Here is a 16783-nt window from a genome sequence, read left to right as displayed (position 1 = left end):
TCCGCCCTCAGGTCGGTGGCCGAGGACGGCGGGTCATACCCCGGGTCAGGCGCGACTGGTACAGGCCGGCGCTGGTGATGGCGTAGAAGACGGGCAGAAGGACAAAGACGGCCAGGCCGATCAGGGGAGCGACCAGGTAGCCGACCAGTCCCGCGAGGACGTACAGGACGACCCCGGTGAGGGCACGGACTCGCTCGACGCGAAAGAAGTCGTCCTTGACCTGATCCTTCAGCAGGTCGGGGTTCCGGGCCAGGTAGTGGTAGAACGCCAGCCACGTCGCGCACAGCAACGCGCCGATCAGCGCGTAGAAGGCGACAGCCACGCGCTGGTCGGCGTTGTTGTGTTCCTGCAGCGCATCTGACACGACGATGGTCGGGAATGGCAGCAGCGCCGTGCTGAACAGCACGAACAGGTTCACGAAGTGCAGGCCGCGATCGGCCTGTTGAATGCGGTTGAACGCCGCCTTGTGGTTGAGCCAGACAACGGCCACATAGGAGTAGGACGCCAGGTACGCGACGTACGAGGGCCACTGGTCGAGCAGGCCACGCAGGAGGCGGCCAGGGGGAACGTCCGGTACCCGAAGGTCCAGGACCAACAACGTGATGATGATGGCGAATATGGCGTCGCTGAACGCCACCGCGCGGCTGGTGTCTGACCGGGTGCCTAGGTCTGCGTCTGGCCCACTCACCAACTGCGGCTACCCGCGGTCCTTGGGGGCAAACGGCCGGACATCCGGACGTCGCATCCGGCCACCGGGCGCGTCGCGGTGGCCGGATGCGGGTGGTCGTCAGGGTTTGAGGACGACCTTCTCGCAGTTGTCCTGCTTGTTCTTGAAGATCTCGAAGCCGCGTTCTGCCTGGTCGAGCGGCAGGGTGTGGGTGATGACCCGGGTGGGGTCGATCTCCCCCCGTTCGATGCGCTGCAGCAGCGGTTTCATGTAGCGCTGCACGTGGCATTGACCGGTACGCAGGGTCAGCGCCCGATTCATCCACGCCCCAGCCGGGAACTTGTCGAGGAAGCCGCCGTACACGCCGATGACCGACACGATGCCGCCGCTGCGGCAGGACAGGATCGCCTGGCGCAGCGCGTGCGGGCGTTCGGTCTCCGACCGGACCGCCTGCTTCACCCGGTCGTACGCGTTCACGTGCGTGGCACCGTGGGTGGATTCCATGCCGACCGCGTCGATGCACTTGTCCGGCCCACGTCCGCCGGTCAGCTCCAACAGCCGGGACCGCACGTCCACCTCCTCGAAGTTCACCGGCGTGTGGCCTGCCCGCTCGGCCATCTGCAGCCGGTACGGCTCCTTGTCGATGGCGATGACCTTCGCGGCGCCGAGCGCACGGGCGCTGTCCATCGCGAACTGCCCGACCGGGCCGGCGCCCCACACGGCGACGACGTCGGTGGGCTGAATGTCGCACATGTCGGCGCCCATGTAGCCGGTGGGCAGGATGTCGGACAGGAACAGCACCTGTTCGTCGGTGAGGTCGGACTCGATCTTCAGGGGGCCGACGTCGGCGAACGGCACCCTCGCGTACTGCGCCTGACCGCCGGCGAACCCGCCGGTCAAATGGGAGTAGCCGAAGATCCCGGCGACCGGGTGGCCGAACATCTTCTCGGCGATCCCGGCGTTGGGGTTGGAGTTCTCGCAGCAGGAGTACAGCTCGGCGGCGCAGGCGCCGCACGCGCCGCACGCGATCGGGAACGGCACCACGACCCGATCGCCGACGCGCAGCCGACCTGGGTCGACGCCCCGGCCGACCTCGATCACCTCGCCCATGAACTCGTGACCCATGACGTCGCCGTCCTGCATCGTGGGCACGTACCCATCGAGCAGGTGCAGGTCCGAGCCGCAGATGGCGGTGGAGGTGATCCGTACGATGGCGTCCCGGTCGTTCAGGATCTTCGGGTCTGGCACGTCACGGACCTTGACCTTGTTGCGGCCGGCCCAGGTGTTCGCCCTCACTCGCCTGCCCCCTTCGCGAACTCGGAATCCGACAGCGGCTGCGCCGGACGCTGCGGGAACTCCTTGCGGGCCCGCTTGCCCCACGGGGCACCCTCGGACCGGACCACCTGCCCGGTCTCCAGCACCTGCTTGAGCCGGCGCAGGTCGTCGTCGAGCTGCTGGTGCGGTTCCTCACCGAAGTACCTGGCGACCGCCTTGCCGACCGCGCCGCCCGGGACGTCGTACGACATGACGACGTGCACCTCGGTGCTGGAACCATCCGGGGCGGGCACGAACCGGACCGTGCCGGCGTTCGGCACGTCGGCGTTGCCGGTGGAACGCCACGCGATCTTCTCACCGGGCGTCTCGTCGGTGATCTCCGCGTCCCACTCGACGTTCTTGCCGAAGGGAGCGCTGGCGGACCAGTGGCTCGTACGGTCGCCGGTGGCCTGGATCTTCTCGAGGTGTGCCATGAACGTCGGGAGGTTGTCCAGGTCACGCCAGAACGCGTAGACCGTGGGCGCAGGTTTGCGGATGGTTGTCGTGGCTGTCAGCTCCATGGATCCTCCTTCGCGTGAGCCTCGTACCGCTGGCGCCGAACCGGTCTTCCTGGCACGGGTGGCCTGCACTGCGGTCAGCAGGTCCACCACAGTGATCCCGACGATGGCGCCAGTGACACCGACGAGGCGACGCCGGCGGTGCCCGCTGCGGTGGGCGATGGCCACCCCGAGAGACGCCAGGTCCATCGCGTCGCCCGCGACCCGGGTCCACGCCCAGATGCCCTTGCGCCGGCTCGCCAGGAGGCCGGCCGCGTGGACCAACTCCCGCGCCCCGACAAGCGGCACCACCGCCCGGGATGTCGAGGAGTCGTCCACCCCGCTGATCCGGCGCACCGTGTCCGGTGCCGCGAGCTGTGCCACACCCAGACCGAGACTCATCCAGCCGAGCCGGCGTCCTCGCCGTCGCACGTCTTCCTGCCTGGCCTGCGCAGCCTCTCGGGTTGCTAGTTGAGTCACGGGTAGCCTCCGTATCCGGTCGCAGCCCGGCCGAGCCATTCCGGCTCATGCAAGTCCGGGACGAGACCCGTAGAGGCCCGAATACCCCTCGGAAACCACCTCAATCCGTGCATCGGTCGCGGAACGGAGGTGATCCCTGTCCCGCTGCTCAGGACGGCGTGCAGGCCGCGACCGCCAGCAGCGGTACGGCCACGTCGTCGACCCCTGTCAAGCGCCCGTATCCGGATGGGGGTCCCTTCACCGCGGCGGCGCTTCGACCGGCGAAGCGCCGCCGCGGTGCGGGCTCAGGTCGGGTCCTGATCCTCCGGACTCCGAGCTCGCCGGGTCAGGCCGTCGCCATCTTGCGGACGTTCTCGCCCTGGGCGAACACCTCGACCATCTTGGCGCAGAAGGCCGGCAGGTCATTGGGGTTGCGGCTGGTGACCAGGCCGTTGTCGACCTGTACCTGTTGGTCGACCCAGTTTCCGCCCGCGTTGCGGATGTCGGTTCGCAGACTGGGGAAGGAGGTGACGGTCCGACCGTTGACCATGCCGGTCTCGACCAACGACCAGGGGCCGTGGCAGATCGCCGCCACCGGCTTCTGTTGCTGGAAGAACGCCCGGACGAAGTCCATGGCCTGCGGGTTCATCCGGAGCCGGTCGGGGTTGACCGTCCCGCCCGGCAGCAGCAGGGCGTCGTAGTCGGCCGCATTGGCGTCGTTGACGGTCCGGTCCACCCGATAGCGGTTGGCCGGGTCGATGTCCTGGTTCATCGACTGGATCTCGCCGGAGTTCAAGGAGATCAGGTGGACCTCGGCACCCGCCTGCTCGGCGGCGGCCCGGGACTGGGTGTACTCCACGTCCTCCACCCCGTCGGCGGCGAGGCAAGCGACTCGTTTGCCGGTCAGTGGCTGCTGGCTCTGCGCCATCTTGGGTGGCCTCTCCCTCGTGGCGCCGCCCCGTCGGCGGCGCATCGTTGCGCTCGCGGTCGCCTTCCCGGTGTGGGAACCGGGAAACAGCGCCGATCGCCGATCGAGAGCGGACGCACAGAGCGCGGACGAAGGGCGGGACTGCTTCCTGCCGATGCGGGTAACGGACTGAACCACTGGCGCCGAGGACCCGGAAAGGCCGACATGACTCTCCCTACCGCCTCCCTCCCACTGCCGTCGGGCCAGACCATGCCCGTGCTCGGCCAGGGCACGTGGTACCTGGGTGAACGCCCGGAGCGACGCGGGGCGGAGATATCCGCACTGCGCACTGGCCTGGACCTGGGCATGACCTTGATCGACACCGCGGAGATGTACGGCGACGGTGCTTCCGAGGAGCTTGTCGGCGAGGCCGTTGTCGGACGACGCGATGACGTGTTCCTGGTCGACAAGGTGCTGCCGTCGAACGCGAGCCGGCAGGGGACCGTGCAGGCCTGCCGCCGCAGCCTGCAGCGACTCGGCGTCGACCACATCGACCTCTATCTGCTGCACTGGCGCGGCAGCCATCCACTCACCGAGACGATCGAAGCGTTCGCCGAACTCGTCGAAGCCGGCGACATCGGGCAGTGGGGCGTGAGTAACTTCGACCTCTCCGACATGACCGAGCTACTCGACGCGGGTGGGAACGACTGCGCGACCAACCAGATCCTCTACAACCTGACCCGGCGAGGTCCTGAGTACGACCTGCTGCCGTGGCTACGTGAACACCGGATCCCGGTGATGGCGTACTCCCCGATCGAGCAGGGGCGGGTACTCGGCCACGACCAGGTCGCGGAGGTCGCCGCCCGGCACGGGGCGACGCCCGCCCAGGTCGCGTTGGCCTGGGTGCTGAGGCAGGAGATGGTCGCGGCCATTCCCCGATCGTCCAACTCGGAACACACCCGGGAGAATGCGGAAGCGCGCGACCTGCACCTGACCGAGGAAGACATCAGGGCACTCGACGTGGCGTTCCCGCCACCTGCTGGCCCGCAGCCGTTGGAGATGTTGTAGGGCCGGTCGGCTGATTCTGCCGGCGCGACTATCTTCCGGTGTGGGACCGCTCCCCGACCTTCTCGTCCCGCCAGCCGCCGGGTTGGGGGTGATAGCCGTAGGCGGCAGCTCGTACTGTCTGCTCGTTCTCCAGCCCCGAGCCGATGGCGCCGCCGACAGTGGCCAGTGAGCTGGTGATCCAGGCGAGCGCCAGATAATCACCGGCATTCACCGGGCGCTGCAGAACCTGTTCCAGCACGGATGTGTCGATCAACAGCGCCCCGACGAGCACCGTACCCACGAACAGCACCACGTAGGACACCGTGGTGGCCAGAGTGAGAGTGAGGACCGTACCCAGGTTGAAGAGCCGTGCCAGCTCAACCGGCGTCTCGCGGCTCGGTTTCTCCCACAGGTCGTGCGCAACGATCAACCAGGCGACCAACGCGGTCAACCCGAGCACCATGATCACTGTGAGCCGGAGTCCGCCGAGGGCATCGCCCATCTGCCAGATGGTGTCCGTGGTGAGCGCGAACGCAGCCGTGCCGAACGCGCCGACCAGCAATTTGGACAGGCCCAGCAGTGCACGTCCAGGTCGGTTGGCTCGGACCATGCCGGTCAACAGGCGAACTCGGCCGATCAGCCCCGAGGCGAGGTAACGCCGCTCGCCGGAGTCGGCCCCGCCGATCACTCGATGGACGGCGGGAACACGCCGTTTCGTCTCTGCCGGTGCCCGCTCGGCCGGCGGTATCCGGTGGTCGGAGGCGTCGGCCAGCAGCCGGCCCACGAGATCCGGAACGGCTGCGCGGACCGAGTGCATCTGACGCAGTCCCAGCGCGGGCAGGGAGATGACCCCGATGTGACGTTGGCCGGACGTCTGCGCGACCAGGGGCGCCCGCTCGGCATGCAGTGGCAGGTCGGTCAGGCAGATGGCGACGTCCCACTGGTCGTCCGCGCGCCGCCTAGCAAGATCATCGAGCAACGCTTCGGCGCCGCCGTCGCGGCGCGGCACCACCTCCCCCCAACCCTCCCGGACGGTCCACCGCACGTCCGCGCTCACCCGCTCGGTGAGCCCTCTGGCCAGCTCCGAAGTGAGCCGCGCGGCGACCCGGGCGGGGTGATCCGGTGGGGTTGCTACCAGTCCCACGACGATCTCCGGGCCCTGTCGTTCGCTCTGGGTCACCGCTGCTCCTCACCGGTGGTCGGGCTCGGCGCCGACGGCGAGTACCGGGGGCGTTGAGGCGTCGTCACGGCAGATCCCTTGCCGACTGACATGGTGGTGGAGCCAGGCCGCCGAGGGCGGCGCCCCGACGATTCGTACCGCGCCGACGCGACGCCTGCTCGAACCGGACGGCCCGCCCACGCAGCCTAGAAGACCATGCCGAAGGGTGCAGCGGATTCGCTGGGTTGAGTCGTCCCGAAGCCGGCCGCCACCCTGCCTCCGCCGACGAGGTGGGTCACAGGAGCCGGCCGTCGTGGGCGAGCAGGGCGATCTGGGTACGGCTCTCAAGATCCAGCTTGGTCAGGATGTGCGAGACGTGGGCCTTCACCGTCGTCACGCTCATCAGCAGCTCGCCGGCGATCTCGGCGTTGGAGCGGCCTCGCGCGATGGCCAGCACCACGTCGCGTTCCCGGGGTGTGAGCAGGGCCAATCGGTTGTTCGCCCGATCGTACGACTCGGCGTCGGAGGCAACCCGCTGCATGAGACGGCGCGTCACGCCCGGAGACAGCATCGGGTTGCCGGCGGCCACCGCGCGTACCGCTTGGCTGATCTGCTCGGGCGGGGTGTCCTTGAGGAGGAAGCCGCTCGCGCCCGCGCGCAGGGCTCGTAGCACGTGCTCGTCGGTGTCGAACGTGGTGAGCACGATGATCTCTGGTGGTCGGTGACGGCGGCGCAGGCGCTCGGTGGCGGTGATGCCGTTGACGCCGGGCATCCTGATGTCCATCAGCACCACGTCGGGCAGGTGCCGGTCCACCGCGGTGATCGCCGTGGCGCCGTCGGAGGCCTCGCCCACGACGGCGATCCCGTCGGCGCCGTCGAGCATCAGCGTGAGCATTCCCCGTACGAGAGGGTCGTCGTCGACGATGACGACCCGGATCGGCGGGGTCACGTCGGCCATGGCAGCCACGCGGTGAGGTGGAACCGGCCTGCGGCGTCGACGTGGTGGGCGACGCGACCGCCGGTGAGCGCGGCCCGTTCGGCGAGGCCGATCAGGCCGGTGCCGGCACTGTCGGTGGCACCGCAGTCCGGAGTGGTCGGGTTGCTCACGGCGATGCTCAGCCCGGAGCCGGGCGCCCCACCGAGCACCAGCCGGACCGGCTGCCCGGCGGCGTGCTTGCGGGCGTTCGTCAGTGCCTCCTGCGCGATGCGGTAGGCGGTGCGGCCCACCGGCGGCGGAATCTCGGCCGGTGGGCCGAGCGGGTCGTGGACCTCGATCTGTTGCCCGGCGGCCCGCGCCTCGTCGACCAGGCGGGGCAGGTCGGCGAGGGTCTGTCCGGGTGGCGCGTCGGTCGGCGCCTCGGTGTCGTCGTTGCGCAGCAGGGTGATGACCTCGCGTAGCTCGTCGAGGGCGTGGTGCGCGCTCGCTCGGATCACCCCCGCGGCGGCGCTGAGCCGCTCGGGCGGCGCGTCCGGCCGGTACTCCATCGCACCGGCGGCAGCCGCCAGCAGGGACAACCGGTGGGCCAGCACATCGTGCATCTCCCGCGCGATTCGGCTGCGCTCCGCCGCGCGTGCCTCGCCAACCCGCCGTTCCTGCTCCTGCTCGGCCCGCCGGGCCCGCTCCCGCAGCGCCGCCAGCAACGCGTGCCGGGCCTGCGCCCAGGTGCCCCAGCCGAGCAGGGCGGCGTACGCGACCGACATCAGCACCAGCCGCCAGCCGTACGGCAGGCTGGGCGCCGGCCGCCAGAACGCCTGCACCGCCTCGCCCGCCACGCCGACCGCCGCCACCACCGCCGCCTGCCGAAACGGTCGGTTGCGGGCGGTGAAGAGCACCGCGAAGCTGGCCACCGGCGTGGCTACCGCAGACAGCGCGACGAGCAGACCGGCCAGCACGCCACCGACCCGCGGGTGGCGCAGGACCACCGGAACGAGGGCCAGGGCGGTCACCGCCAGCGCGACGTCGAGGACGGCCAGACCGTCCGAGCTGGATCGGGATGCGGACCAGAGCATGGTCGCGACGAGGACGCCGACCGCCAGGGTCGTCACGCCGGCCGGGACGGAACGCCACGTCCTCGGCCGCCCGACCTCGCACGCCGCGGCATCCACATCGCGCAGGCTACTGGGCTCGCCACGCGCCGGACCACCTCCTTTGGTAGTACCCCGGGTCACCGGAGGACGTACCCGTCGTGGCGTCTGGACCGACGTGTCCGGCCCGGCCCGGTCCGCAGACTCAGGCCATGACGAACAACCCTCTCCTTCGACGAGCCGCGGTGGCGGCCGGTGCGGTCGTAGTGGCGGTTGCCGAGTTCGCGCTCCTGCGCTCGGTGGCCGGCGTCGACCTGGCGGTCCGCTCCGGAGGCTCTACCCGGCCGGTCACGATGGGCGCGGTCATCGGGGCGACCACGGTCGCGGCACTGGCGGGCTGGGCGCTGCTCGCGGCGCTGCACCGCTTCACCGACCGCGCCCACGTCTGGTGGACCTCGGTCGCGGTCGTGGTCCTGCTGCTCTCGCTCGTGGTCGGCCCACCCAGTGGTGTCGGCGGGGGAGCGAAGGCGACCCTCGCGCTGCTGCACCTGAGCGTCGGCCTCATCCTCATCCTCGGCCTGTCCCGGCCGCGTCCGCAAGGGGCGACGCGATGACCGCGTTGACCGTACGCAAACAGGGCGGGCACTTCGTCCTCGACTCCGGTGCGACCGGGCCGCAGGCCTCGCTGCGTACCGGCTGGACCTGGCGGTGCGGCGAGATCCGCACCGGCGCCGGCCGCTGGACGGTCGAACCGACCGGCCGCCGACGCATCGGTTTCACGGCCCAGGGTCAGCACGGTGTGGCGGTGCGGCTCGACCCGGGCCGGTCGCACGTGCCGGGGCCCGGCGGGGTGACCCGCTGGAAGGCCGGTCATGGCGGAGGGGAGCTGGTCCGCGACGGCAACCGCGTCGTGGTGCGCCTCCCCGGCCCACTGGGCGGGCCGATCCGCGTCGACGTCACGGGTGAGTGGGCCGAGGTGGAGCTGGTGGTGCTCACCGCGTGTTTCGCACTGATGAGTCGACGGCGGCGGCGCACCCTGATCATGACGGCGGCCGTCAGCGGGGGGAGTGGGTGACCGACGCTCTGGACATCTTCAGTTAACAAACCTAATAATTAGCCTCCCGTCGATATCCCTCGGCCGGGCACCCCTCGGGAGGACCGGATGGCGCGCAGATTACGAACACCGTTGCTGGCTGCCCTGGCAGCCCTGGTCTCCGCCGCCGCGGCGACCCTGACCTTCGCTTACCCGGCCCTGGCCGCCGGCCCGACGGCGGTCTTCACCAAGACGTCCGACTGGGGTACCGGCTGGGAGGGTCGCTACACCATCACCAACGGCGGGTCGAGCACGATGACCGGCTGGCAGGTGGCCTTCACCCTGCCGAGCGGCACCACCCTCGGCTCGTACTGGGACGCCACCGTCAGCAGCGCCGGGCAGCGGCACACCTTCACCAACCGCTCGTGGAACGGCACCCTGGCCCCCGGCGCGTCGGCGTCGTTCGGCTTCCTGGCCACCGGCTCCGGCTCGCCCGTCGACTGCACACTCAACGGCGCGGCGTGCGGTGGTGGCGGCGCACCCCCCACCACGACGCCACCGACCACCGCGCCACCCACCACGACACCACCGACCACCGCGCCTCCCACGACACCGCCGCCGACCACCACACCGCCCACGAGCCCGCCGCCGAACACGGGGTTGCCGAAGCACGCGCTGATCGGCTACCTGCACGCCAGCTTCGCCAACGGCGCCGGATACCTGCGCATGGCCGACGTGCCCGACGACTGGGACATCGTCAACCTCGCCTTCGGCGAACCCACCTCCGTCACCTCCGGCGACATCCGCTTCCAACTCTGCCCGGTGGCCGAGTGCCCCACTGTGGAGACCGAGGCCCAGTTCACGGCGGCGATCCGCGCCAAGCAGCAGCAGGGCAAGAAGGTGCTGCTGTCCATCGGCGGTCAGAACGGGCAGGTGCAGCTCACCACGACCGCAGCCCGTGACACGTTCGTCCGCTCGGTGTCGGCGATCATCGACCGGTACGGCCTCAACGGCCTGGACATCGACTTCGAGGGCCACTCCCTCTACCTCAACACCGGCGACACCGACTTCCGCAACCCGACCACCCCGGTCGTGGTGAACCTGATCTCGGCGATCCGCGAGCTCAAACAGCGCTACGGAAGCGGCTTCGTGCTCACGATGGCCCCGGAGACGTTCTTCGTGCAGCTCGGCTACCAGTTCTACGGCTCCGGCCCCTGGGGTGGCCAGGATCCCAGGGCCGGGTCGTACCTGCCGGTGATCTACGCGCTGCGGGACATCCTCACCGTCCTGCACGTCCAGGACTACAACTCCGGCCCCATCGTCGGGCTCGATGGTCAGTACCACACCATGGGCAGCGCCGACTTCCACATCGCGATGACCGACATGCTGCTGGCCGGCTTCCCCGTGGCCGGGAACGCCAACGCGGTCTTCCCCGCACTGCGCGAGGACCAGGTCGCGTTCGGCGCGCCCTCCTCCACCAGCGCCGGCAACGGCTACCTCGCCCCAGCGGGCGTGCAGCAGGCGGTGACCTGCCTGGTCCGAGGCCAGAACTGCGGCACGTACACCCCGCGCAGCGGAACCAATCCCAACTTCCGAGGGCTCATGACCTGGTCGATCAACTGGGACCGCTACTACTCCTGGGAATTCCGGCTGAACCACGGCCCGTTCCTCAAGGCGCTGCCCTGACCGCGAGACTGGTGCAACAGCCGGAATCAGCGTCGCGGCCCGGTCGATCCGGACCGGGCCGCGACCTGGCCCGCGCGGCGTTCCACCGTGGACGTCAGCGGCACAGCAACCTCAACGAACGACCGCAGAGCACTTCCGGTGGCGGGGCCGACATGCTTGGGTGAGCACATCACCACGGCGCGTCACTGGAGGCAGAGATGACCCGGATCTCTCGGAACACTTTCCTGGCCGGTCTGACCGCCGGCGTCCTCGTCGTGACGCTGGGCCTGCCCGGAGTCGCCACGGCTGTGCCGCAGGCGCGAACCGGCTCGGCCTGCACACTACGACCACTGCCTCTGCCCGCGGACCTCAATGGTCAAGCTCGGGCGGTCGACCCGACCGGTCGGTTCATCGCTGGTCCCGGCTACCGGGTCGATGGCGAGGATCGGCAGCCGCTGCTGCTGCTCTGGGCCACCCGGCCCGGGGTGTGGAACCAACCCCGCCTCACCGTCGTCGAATTTCAAACGGAGCCGCAGGTCGACAGCATCAACAGGTATGGCGTCGCCATCGGCACTGCCTATGTCGGTGACGTCCACCGTCCCTGGCGCTACACGCAGGGGCGGCTGGAGTGGCTGCCCGTCCCGCCGGTGGTCGCCAACGTCTCGGTGCACAGCATCAACGCTCGCGGTGACATCGTCGGCAGCGGCGCCGTCGAGGAGACCGAGACGGCTCTGCCGCTGCTCTGGCCCGCCGACCGGCCGGGCACCGTCGAGGTGATCGACATCCCGCCCCACTATGGCGCGGTGGAGATCTTCGACGACGGCACCATCGTCGGCGGCACCGGCGTATCCGGCTGGGTACGCCATCCCGACGGGACGACCGACCGGTTCACCGTCCCCGGTGCCCGGTGGGTGTACGTCTACGGTGCCCGGGGGAACTGGGCGGTCGGCCGCTTCGGCATCGGCAGCGAGGACGAGGACAGCACCCCGGTGCGCTGGGATCTGCGCACCGGCGTGGCCACCGCCCTGCACCCGGCGCTGGGGTTTCCGCAGGCCGTCAACAGTCAGGGCGTAGTGCTCGGCACCCGAGTTGTCGACCACGGCGACCGGCTCGTCACCCTGCCCGGCGCCATCCCGGACGTCCAAATCGTCATCAGCGGGGGAATCGCCGACGACGGCCTCGTCGTCGGGTACGTCAACGGCGGCACCCGACTGCTCCCGGCGCGCTGGACCGACTGCTGACATGGTCGCCGCCGCGACCTGTGTACCGACCGGAGGCCGACCCTTCCCAAGAGAGCCGGCCTCCGATCGCGTCAAGCCGCGGCCACCCGGTTCCGCGCGGCGTTCGCCAGGCCGTTCAACGTGGTCAGGTCAGCCGCACCCAGGTACGAGTCCGACATCATGACCACCACCACGTAGTGGCCAACCGCGGCGGCGACATAGCCGACGTAGCGGTCGCCTTCGTCGCAGGTGCCGAGGAACAGCACCGAGTCCGGCCCGAGGTGGTCCTCGGCGACCGGGTCGAAGCCCTCCTCGTCGCCACCCACCCCGCACCGGGCGAGCTGCGCCTTCAGTTCGGTGAGGTACGCGTGTGCCCCATCGCCGCGGTACCGGGCGACGTTCTCGTAGATCCGGAAGCGGGTACCCAGATCGGCCGCCTGGGTGCGGCTCACGACGGGCCCGGGCACGGGCGTATCCGCGCACGGCTGCGGTAGCAGCGACCACACCAGCCCGTCCTCCACCGGCCCCGGCACGGCTCCGCCGAGATCGTCCGGTTGCAACATGACCCGGTCAGGGATTCCCCGTGGCCGCTGCTGCGCCGCCGCCGGCCCGCTCACCGAGACCAGCCCTAGGATCATGGCCGTCATCACCATCAGTGTCCTTCGCATGCGAACCATCCTGCGCATCGTCGGCGAGCGATGGATCGGCACGCATACTCAGCCCCTCCTGGGTACACGTACCCCCCCCAGGCCTATCCGAGCAGCGCCGCCGTCGCGGCCAGGGTGCCCAGCGACAGCGTCGTGGTCACGACCACCGCCCGGTTGGCGATGGTCTCGCCGACGCCGTACTCCTGGCCGAAGATGAACGTGTTCTGCGCTGTCGGCAGGCCCGCGCACACCACCACGGCGAGCAACTGCGGCGCGGACAGGTGCAGGGCCAGCCCGGCCACGTACGCGATGACCGGCTGCGCGACGAGCTTCAGCGTGGCGAGCACGGCCAGTTCGGCCAGGTCGGCCGGCTCTGCCCGCGCCCCCGCCGGGCGGTGCAGCGACGCGCCGAGCGCGACCAGGGCGGCCGGAACCGCGGCGCCCGCCAGCAGGGTGAGCGACGCGTCGGCTGTCGACGGCAGGCGCAGGTCGGCAGCCGAGCACGCCACGCCGAGCAGCGATGCCAGGATCACCGGGTTGCGGACCGGTAGGGAGGCGATACGGCGGACCCGTACCCGCCCGGCCGGGTCGCTGTGCCGGTCCAGGGCGATCAGGACCACGGGCGTCACCACCAGCACCTGTAGCAGTACCACCTCCGCCAGGAACGACACGTTGCCGAGCACCTGTGTCGCGATCGGAATGCCGAGGTTCGCCGAGTTCACGTAACCGGCGGCCATGCCCCAGATCGGCCGTTCGCCGGGCGTGCGACCGAACAGCCGACTCGCGCCGACCCAGCCGAACCCGACGACCGCGGCAGTGCTCATCCCGAAGGCGAGCAGCGAGCGGCCGGCGAACCCGGAGAGTGGCATTCGGGACAGGGCCAGGAACAGGGCGGACGGCATCGCGAGGTGGAACACGAACCGGCCGAGCACCGTCGCCACCGCCTCGCCCAGCAGGCCCCGGCGACAGGCCCCGTAGCCGACCGCGGTGAGGATCCAGATCGGTACGAACGCCGACACCAGGCTCATCCGAGGGTCACTCGCGGCCGAGGGACAGGAGCAGACCGGCGACGGCCAGGGCGATCCCGGCGGTGGCGGCGTATGCCGGGAGCTGGGTGGGGATGCCGAGATAGACGGTGATGCCGAGGATGCGGGACAGGCCCCAGGGCAGCAGCGCGAGTTGGTCGTTCCACACCGTCAGCGCGCGTTCCAGACCCACCGCCCAGACCAGGGTGGACAGTGCGCCCAGCGGCACGCCCACGGCGGTCAGGGTCAGCCCGACCGCACTTGCGCGACGCAGGCCGTAGCGGTCCCGCAGGACCACCGCCGTGACCACGAACAGCCAGCAGAACGCCGCGAACGCGACGGTGACGTACGCCGCGCGCAGGCCCGGCGCGGTCCAGAAGGCGAACCAGTAGCCGCCGGGTCCGCGCAGGGCGAGCGCCGCCAGGAGAAGTACGCTGCGTAGCAGCGCGACGCCGCCGAGCGCGGCCCACAGGTGGAACGGATCCCGGCGGCCGACGACGAGGCGTACGACGAGGGCGAACAGCGCCCATCCACCGAGGGTGACCAGCAGGTGTGCCGGCGCGGCGAACCAGGTCGACACGAGCCGGCTGGCCACCAGGACCACGGCCGGGACCAGCCACACCATCAGCCGGTCCGCCCGGGTGCGGGGTGTCGGCAGCGCGGCGATCCGCCACGGCCGGAGCGCGCCGAGCAGCAGTCCGCGCGAGGCGGCCGCGCCGAACCCGCGACCGCGCAGGCCGAGCAGCAGGACCAGCAGGATCGACGCGAGCAGCGCCCGGGCCGCCCAGGCCATCGCCGGGTCCCGGTCGGCACGCCGCGCCCCGAGGTCGGCGGCGGTGAAGTTGTACGCCGGCAGGTCCAGGTCGGCGTCGTAGCGCTGCCGGTGTGCGTCGCGCGCATGCTGGTACGCCGCCGCTGCCCGCCGCCACTCGCGGAGGGCGGCCGGTGCGCCCGTGTCCAGCCACTGCGCGTGCCGCAGCACCATGGTCCGGTACGCGCCAAGCGTCTCGAACAGGTCGACCTGGTAGTCGAGCGTCGCGGTGAAGCGTCCGCGCAGTTCGGCGTCCCGCCAGGTCGCCGGGTCGGTCGCGGCCACCAGGTCGCGCATGCGCCGGGCCAGCGCGACGGCCTGCGTACCCTCTTGGATCGCCTCGTCGACGCGGCCGCCGGTCACCGCGTAGATGCTGTCCAGAGCTGCGGAGTCGCCGGTCGGGATGTCCCACTCGAAAATCCACATCATGGGCGGCGGTTCGAGCCCGAGCGCCCGTACCGAGCGGTCGGCGTACGGACCGATGTAGAGGCCCTTGGTGACCGCCTGCCGGGACAGCGCCATGGCCTGCCCGATCGCGGCGACGGTGCCCGGGTCGGCGGAGAACGTGCGGTACGCCCAGTCCGCCGTCACCTGCGCCGGGTCGACCTGCGGGTCCCAGGCCAGGCGGCCGACGGCGTACGTGTTGAGGTCGTAGAGCTGCCAGAAGCCGGCGCGCAGGTACAGCGACATGGGCCCGGCGCGCAGCGGTCCGCCGTCCTGGGTCCAGTTCCAGACGCCCTCGACGTTTGCGTTGGCGGCGAGGAACGCGCGCAGCGCCTCGCGGTGCAGCGGGCCGAGGTCGTTGGGCAGCGAACCGAACGCCTCGAACTCGCGCCGGGCCTGGAACTCCACGATGCGGCGGTGCCCGCCGCCCAGCAGGGTGGTGTTCAGCGGCAGGTGGCTGTAGAAGTCGCCGAGGGTGTACTTCGTGGACACGATCAGGTGCGGGTCGTCGAGCCCGCCGAGGACCTGCGCGTACGACTCCGGGTTGGTGTGCAGGTCGCCGACCGCGCCGACGCCCACCGTCCAGCTGCGGAAGATGATCTCCTTCCCGGCCGGGCCCGCCGTGTCCAGCAGCGCCCGCAGCATCGCGCGTACGGACGCCTCCGTGGTGACCGCGAGCCGGGACGAGAAGTCCCACCCGGTTCCGGCGTACACCTCGCCGCCCTCGCCGATGCGGACCATCAGGCCGTCGACGAACGGCATGCCCTCGAACAGTTCGGCCAGGCCGGCCTGGTAGACCGCCCACAGCCGGGGGTCGGCCACGTCGAGGCCGCCCACGGTCCGCGTCAGGTACGCCTCCAACGGGGGCGACACCGCGAGCATGTCGGTCAGCAGGAAGACCTTCATCCCCATGTCCTCGGCGTACCGGAAGACGGGCCCGAACGCCGTGACCATCGCCCGCGCCCGGTCGACGTGCGGGTCGCCGGGCGGATAGACCGCGCGTCCGTCGCCGACCGTGGCGAACGTGACGTACTCCAGGAAGCCGGGCACGACGATCCCGTTGTATCCCTGCGCCACCGAGTGGTCGACGAGCTGCCGAAACTGCGCGTCGATGCGGGCCACCGCGGCGGCGTCCACCCACGGCGCGCGGGGCAGCACCGCCGAGGCGACCACGTCGGTGTTCAGGCCGTAGTCGTCGCCGGCGGCGAAGGCGGCCGGGTCGGGCTCGCGGCCCACCGAACCGGCATCGGTCAGTCGCAGGCCGAGCCGGGGTGCGACCACCCGACCCGTGTCCCCCGGGGAGAGCGCCTCGACGCCGGAGCGGATCCGGTCGGCCAGCTGGTACATCCCGGCTGCCACGCCCGCCACGTCACCACCCTGGACGGCCAACTCGGTGCCGCGCACGTCGAGCCGGTACGACTCGGGCGTCCCACGGAGAGTGGCCAGCACGCCCGCCCGCAGCGTGCGTACCGCCGACAGGTCGGGCGGCCCGCCGCCCGCCGTACCGGTGCCCGAGGCGGTGGTCGCGGACCCGCCCGGGGCGAGCACCGGCCGGGGCCGGCCGCGGAAGACGACCGCGTCGGCGACGGCGGTCGCGGCCTTGGTGAGCCGGGGATCGTCGGGTACGACGAGGGACGCCAACGGCGGCACCGGCGCGGGCGTCCGCGCCGGTGCCGCGACAGCCTCCTCGCGCGGCACGGCGGCGGGGGAGTGGCTCAGCCCCAGCGTGTCACCGACCGCCCAGGCCGTGGCCGCTCCGAGCGCCAGCACGATCGCCACGGCGATGAGCAGCGGGTACGGCCTGCGGGCCGGGGCAACGTGAGCCACGCTCGCATGGTAGTGGTCGCACCGGCCTTCGTCCTC

General features: G+C 70.9%; 15 protein-coding genes. 5 read left to right on the top strand and 10 right to left on the bottom strand.

Going from position 1 to position 16783, the window contains the following annotated elements:
* Window positions 1-7 precede the first annotated feature (7 nt).
* The 4 genes from ACQP0N_RS21155 to ACQP0N_RS21140 form a co-directional block, all read right to left on the bottom strand.
* The gene (locus tag ACQP0N_RS21155; protein WP_433113423.1) at window positions 8-637 is read right to left on the bottom strand and encodes a TMEM175 family protein; all 630 of its coding nucleotides are present in this window, start codon (window positions 635-637) and stop codon (window positions 8-10) included.
* A gap of 150 nt (window positions 638-787) precedes the next feature.
* On the bottom strand, window positions 788-1963 hold the full coding sequence (locus ACQP0N_RS21150; protein ID WP_396832358.1) for a zinc-dependent alcohol dehydrogenase: 1176 nt from the start codon (window positions 1961-1963) through the stop codon (window positions 788-790).
* A complete protein-coding gene (locus tag ACQP0N_RS21145) occupies window positions 1960-2880 on the bottom strand; it encodes an SRPBCC family protein (RefSeq protein WP_433113420.1) in 921 nt (306 codons plus the stop codon). The genes ACQP0N_RS21150 and ACQP0N_RS21145 overlap by 4 nt, the downstream gene beginning before the upstream one ends.
* 403 nt (window positions 2881-3283) lie before the next feature.
* Entirely contained in the window at window positions 3284-3865 is a 582-nt protein-coding gene (locus tag ACQP0N_RS21140) for a type 1 glutamine amidotransferase domain-containing protein (protein WP_433113418.1), read from the bottom strand.
* Window positions 3866-4069: 204 nt separating this feature from the next.
* Between ACQP0N_RS21140 and ACQP0N_RS21135 the strand changes: the two genes are divergently transcribed.
* Window positions 4070-4912 (top strand): aldo/keto reductase, encoded by an 843-nt coding sequence (locus ACQP0N_RS21135; protein WP_433113416.1) that lies wholly within the window; start codon window positions 4070-4072, stop codon window positions 4910-4912.
* Window positions 4913-4940: 28 nt separating this feature from the next.
* Here the strand turns inward: ACQP0N_RS21135 and ACQP0N_RS21130 are convergent, their stop codons facing one another.
* The 3 genes from ACQP0N_RS21130 to ACQP0N_RS21120 form a co-directional block, all read right to left on the bottom strand.
* Complete coding sequence (locus tag ACQP0N_RS21130; RefSeq protein WP_433113414.1) at window positions 4941-5903, bottom strand: hypothetical protein; 963 nt, start codon at window positions 5901-5903, stop codon at window positions 4941-4943.
* A gap of 442 nt (window positions 5904-6345) precedes the next feature.
* On the bottom strand, window positions 6346-7008 hold the full coding sequence (locus ACQP0N_RS21125; protein ID WP_433113412.1) for a response regulator: 663 nt from the start codon (window positions 7006-7008) through the stop codon (window positions 6346-6348).
* The gene (locus ACQP0N_RS21120) at window positions 6996-8096 is read right to left on the bottom strand and encodes a sensor histidine kinase (RefSeq protein WP_433113410.1); all 1101 of its coding nucleotides are present in this window, start codon (window positions 8094-8096) and stop codon (window positions 6996-6998) included. Before ACQP0N_RS21120 ends, ACQP0N_RS21125 begins: the two co-directional genes overlap by 13 nt.
* A 191-nt stretch (window positions 8097-8287) precedes the next feature.
* On the opposite strand from ACQP0N_RS21120, the gene ACQP0N_RS21115 reads away from it, so the two are divergent.
* The 4 genes from ACQP0N_RS21115 to ACQP0N_RS21100 all read left to right on the top strand — a co-directional run bounded on the left by ACQP0N_RS21115 (window position 8288) and on the right by ACQP0N_RS21100 (window position 12014).
* On the top strand, window positions 8288-8689 hold the full coding sequence (locus tag ACQP0N_RS21115; RefSeq protein WP_433113409.1) for a DUF6069 family protein: 402 nt from the start codon (window positions 8288-8290) through the stop codon (window positions 8687-8689).
* Entirely contained in the window at window positions 8686-9150 is a 465-nt protein-coding gene (locus ACQP0N_RS21110) for a hypothetical protein (protein ID WP_433113407.1), read from the top strand. The genes ACQP0N_RS21115 and ACQP0N_RS21110 overlap by 4 nt, the downstream gene beginning before the upstream one ends.
* An 87-nt stretch (window positions 9151-9237) precedes the next feature.
* The gene (locus tag ACQP0N_RS21105) at window positions 9238-10794 is read left to right on the top strand and encodes a chitinase (protein ID WP_433113405.1); all 1557 of its coding nucleotides are present in this window, start codon (window positions 9238-9240) and stop codon (window positions 10792-10794) included.
* Between the two features lie 197 nt (window positions 10795-10991).
* Window positions 10992-12014 (top strand): hypothetical protein, encoded by a 1023-nt coding sequence (locus tag ACQP0N_RS21100; protein ID WP_433113403.1) that lies wholly within the window; start codon window positions 10992-10994, stop codon window positions 12012-12014.
* Window positions 12015-12085: 71 nt separating this feature from the next.
* Here ACQP0N_RS21100 and ACQP0N_RS21095 read toward each other — a convergent pair whose 3' ends face one another.
* The 3 genes from ACQP0N_RS21095 to ACQP0N_RS21085 all read right to left on the bottom strand — a co-directional run bounded on the left by ACQP0N_RS21095 (window position 12086) and on the right by ACQP0N_RS21085 (window position 16747).
* Window positions 12086-12640 carry a hypothetical protein gene (locus ACQP0N_RS21095; protein ID WP_433113401.1) on the bottom strand — a complete coding sequence of 185 codons (555 nt, stop codon included), beginning with the start codon at window positions 12638-12640 and terminating at the stop codon, window positions 12086-12088.
* Between the two features lie 104 nt (window positions 12641-12744).
* The gene (locus tag ACQP0N_RS21090) at window positions 12745-13668 is read right to left on the bottom strand and encodes an AEC family transporter (protein WP_433113399.1); all 924 of its coding nucleotides are present in this window, start codon (window positions 13666-13668) and stop codon (window positions 12745-12747) included.
* A 7-nt stretch (window positions 13669-13675) separates the two neighbouring features.
* Complete coding sequence (locus tag ACQP0N_RS21085) at window positions 13676-16747, bottom strand: hypothetical protein (RefSeq protein ID WP_433113397.1); 3072 nt, start codon at window positions 16745-16747, stop codon at window positions 13676-13678.
* Window positions 16748-16783: the final 36 nt, after the last annotated feature.

Source organism: Micromonospora sp. CA-246542 (assembly GCF_050942905.1).
GTDB lineage: Bacteria > Actinomycetota > Actinomycetes > Mycobacteriales > Micromonosporaceae > Micromonospora.
Note: the sequence above shows the minus strand (reverse complement) of the source record. Positions and strands in the feature narration are given on the sequence as shown.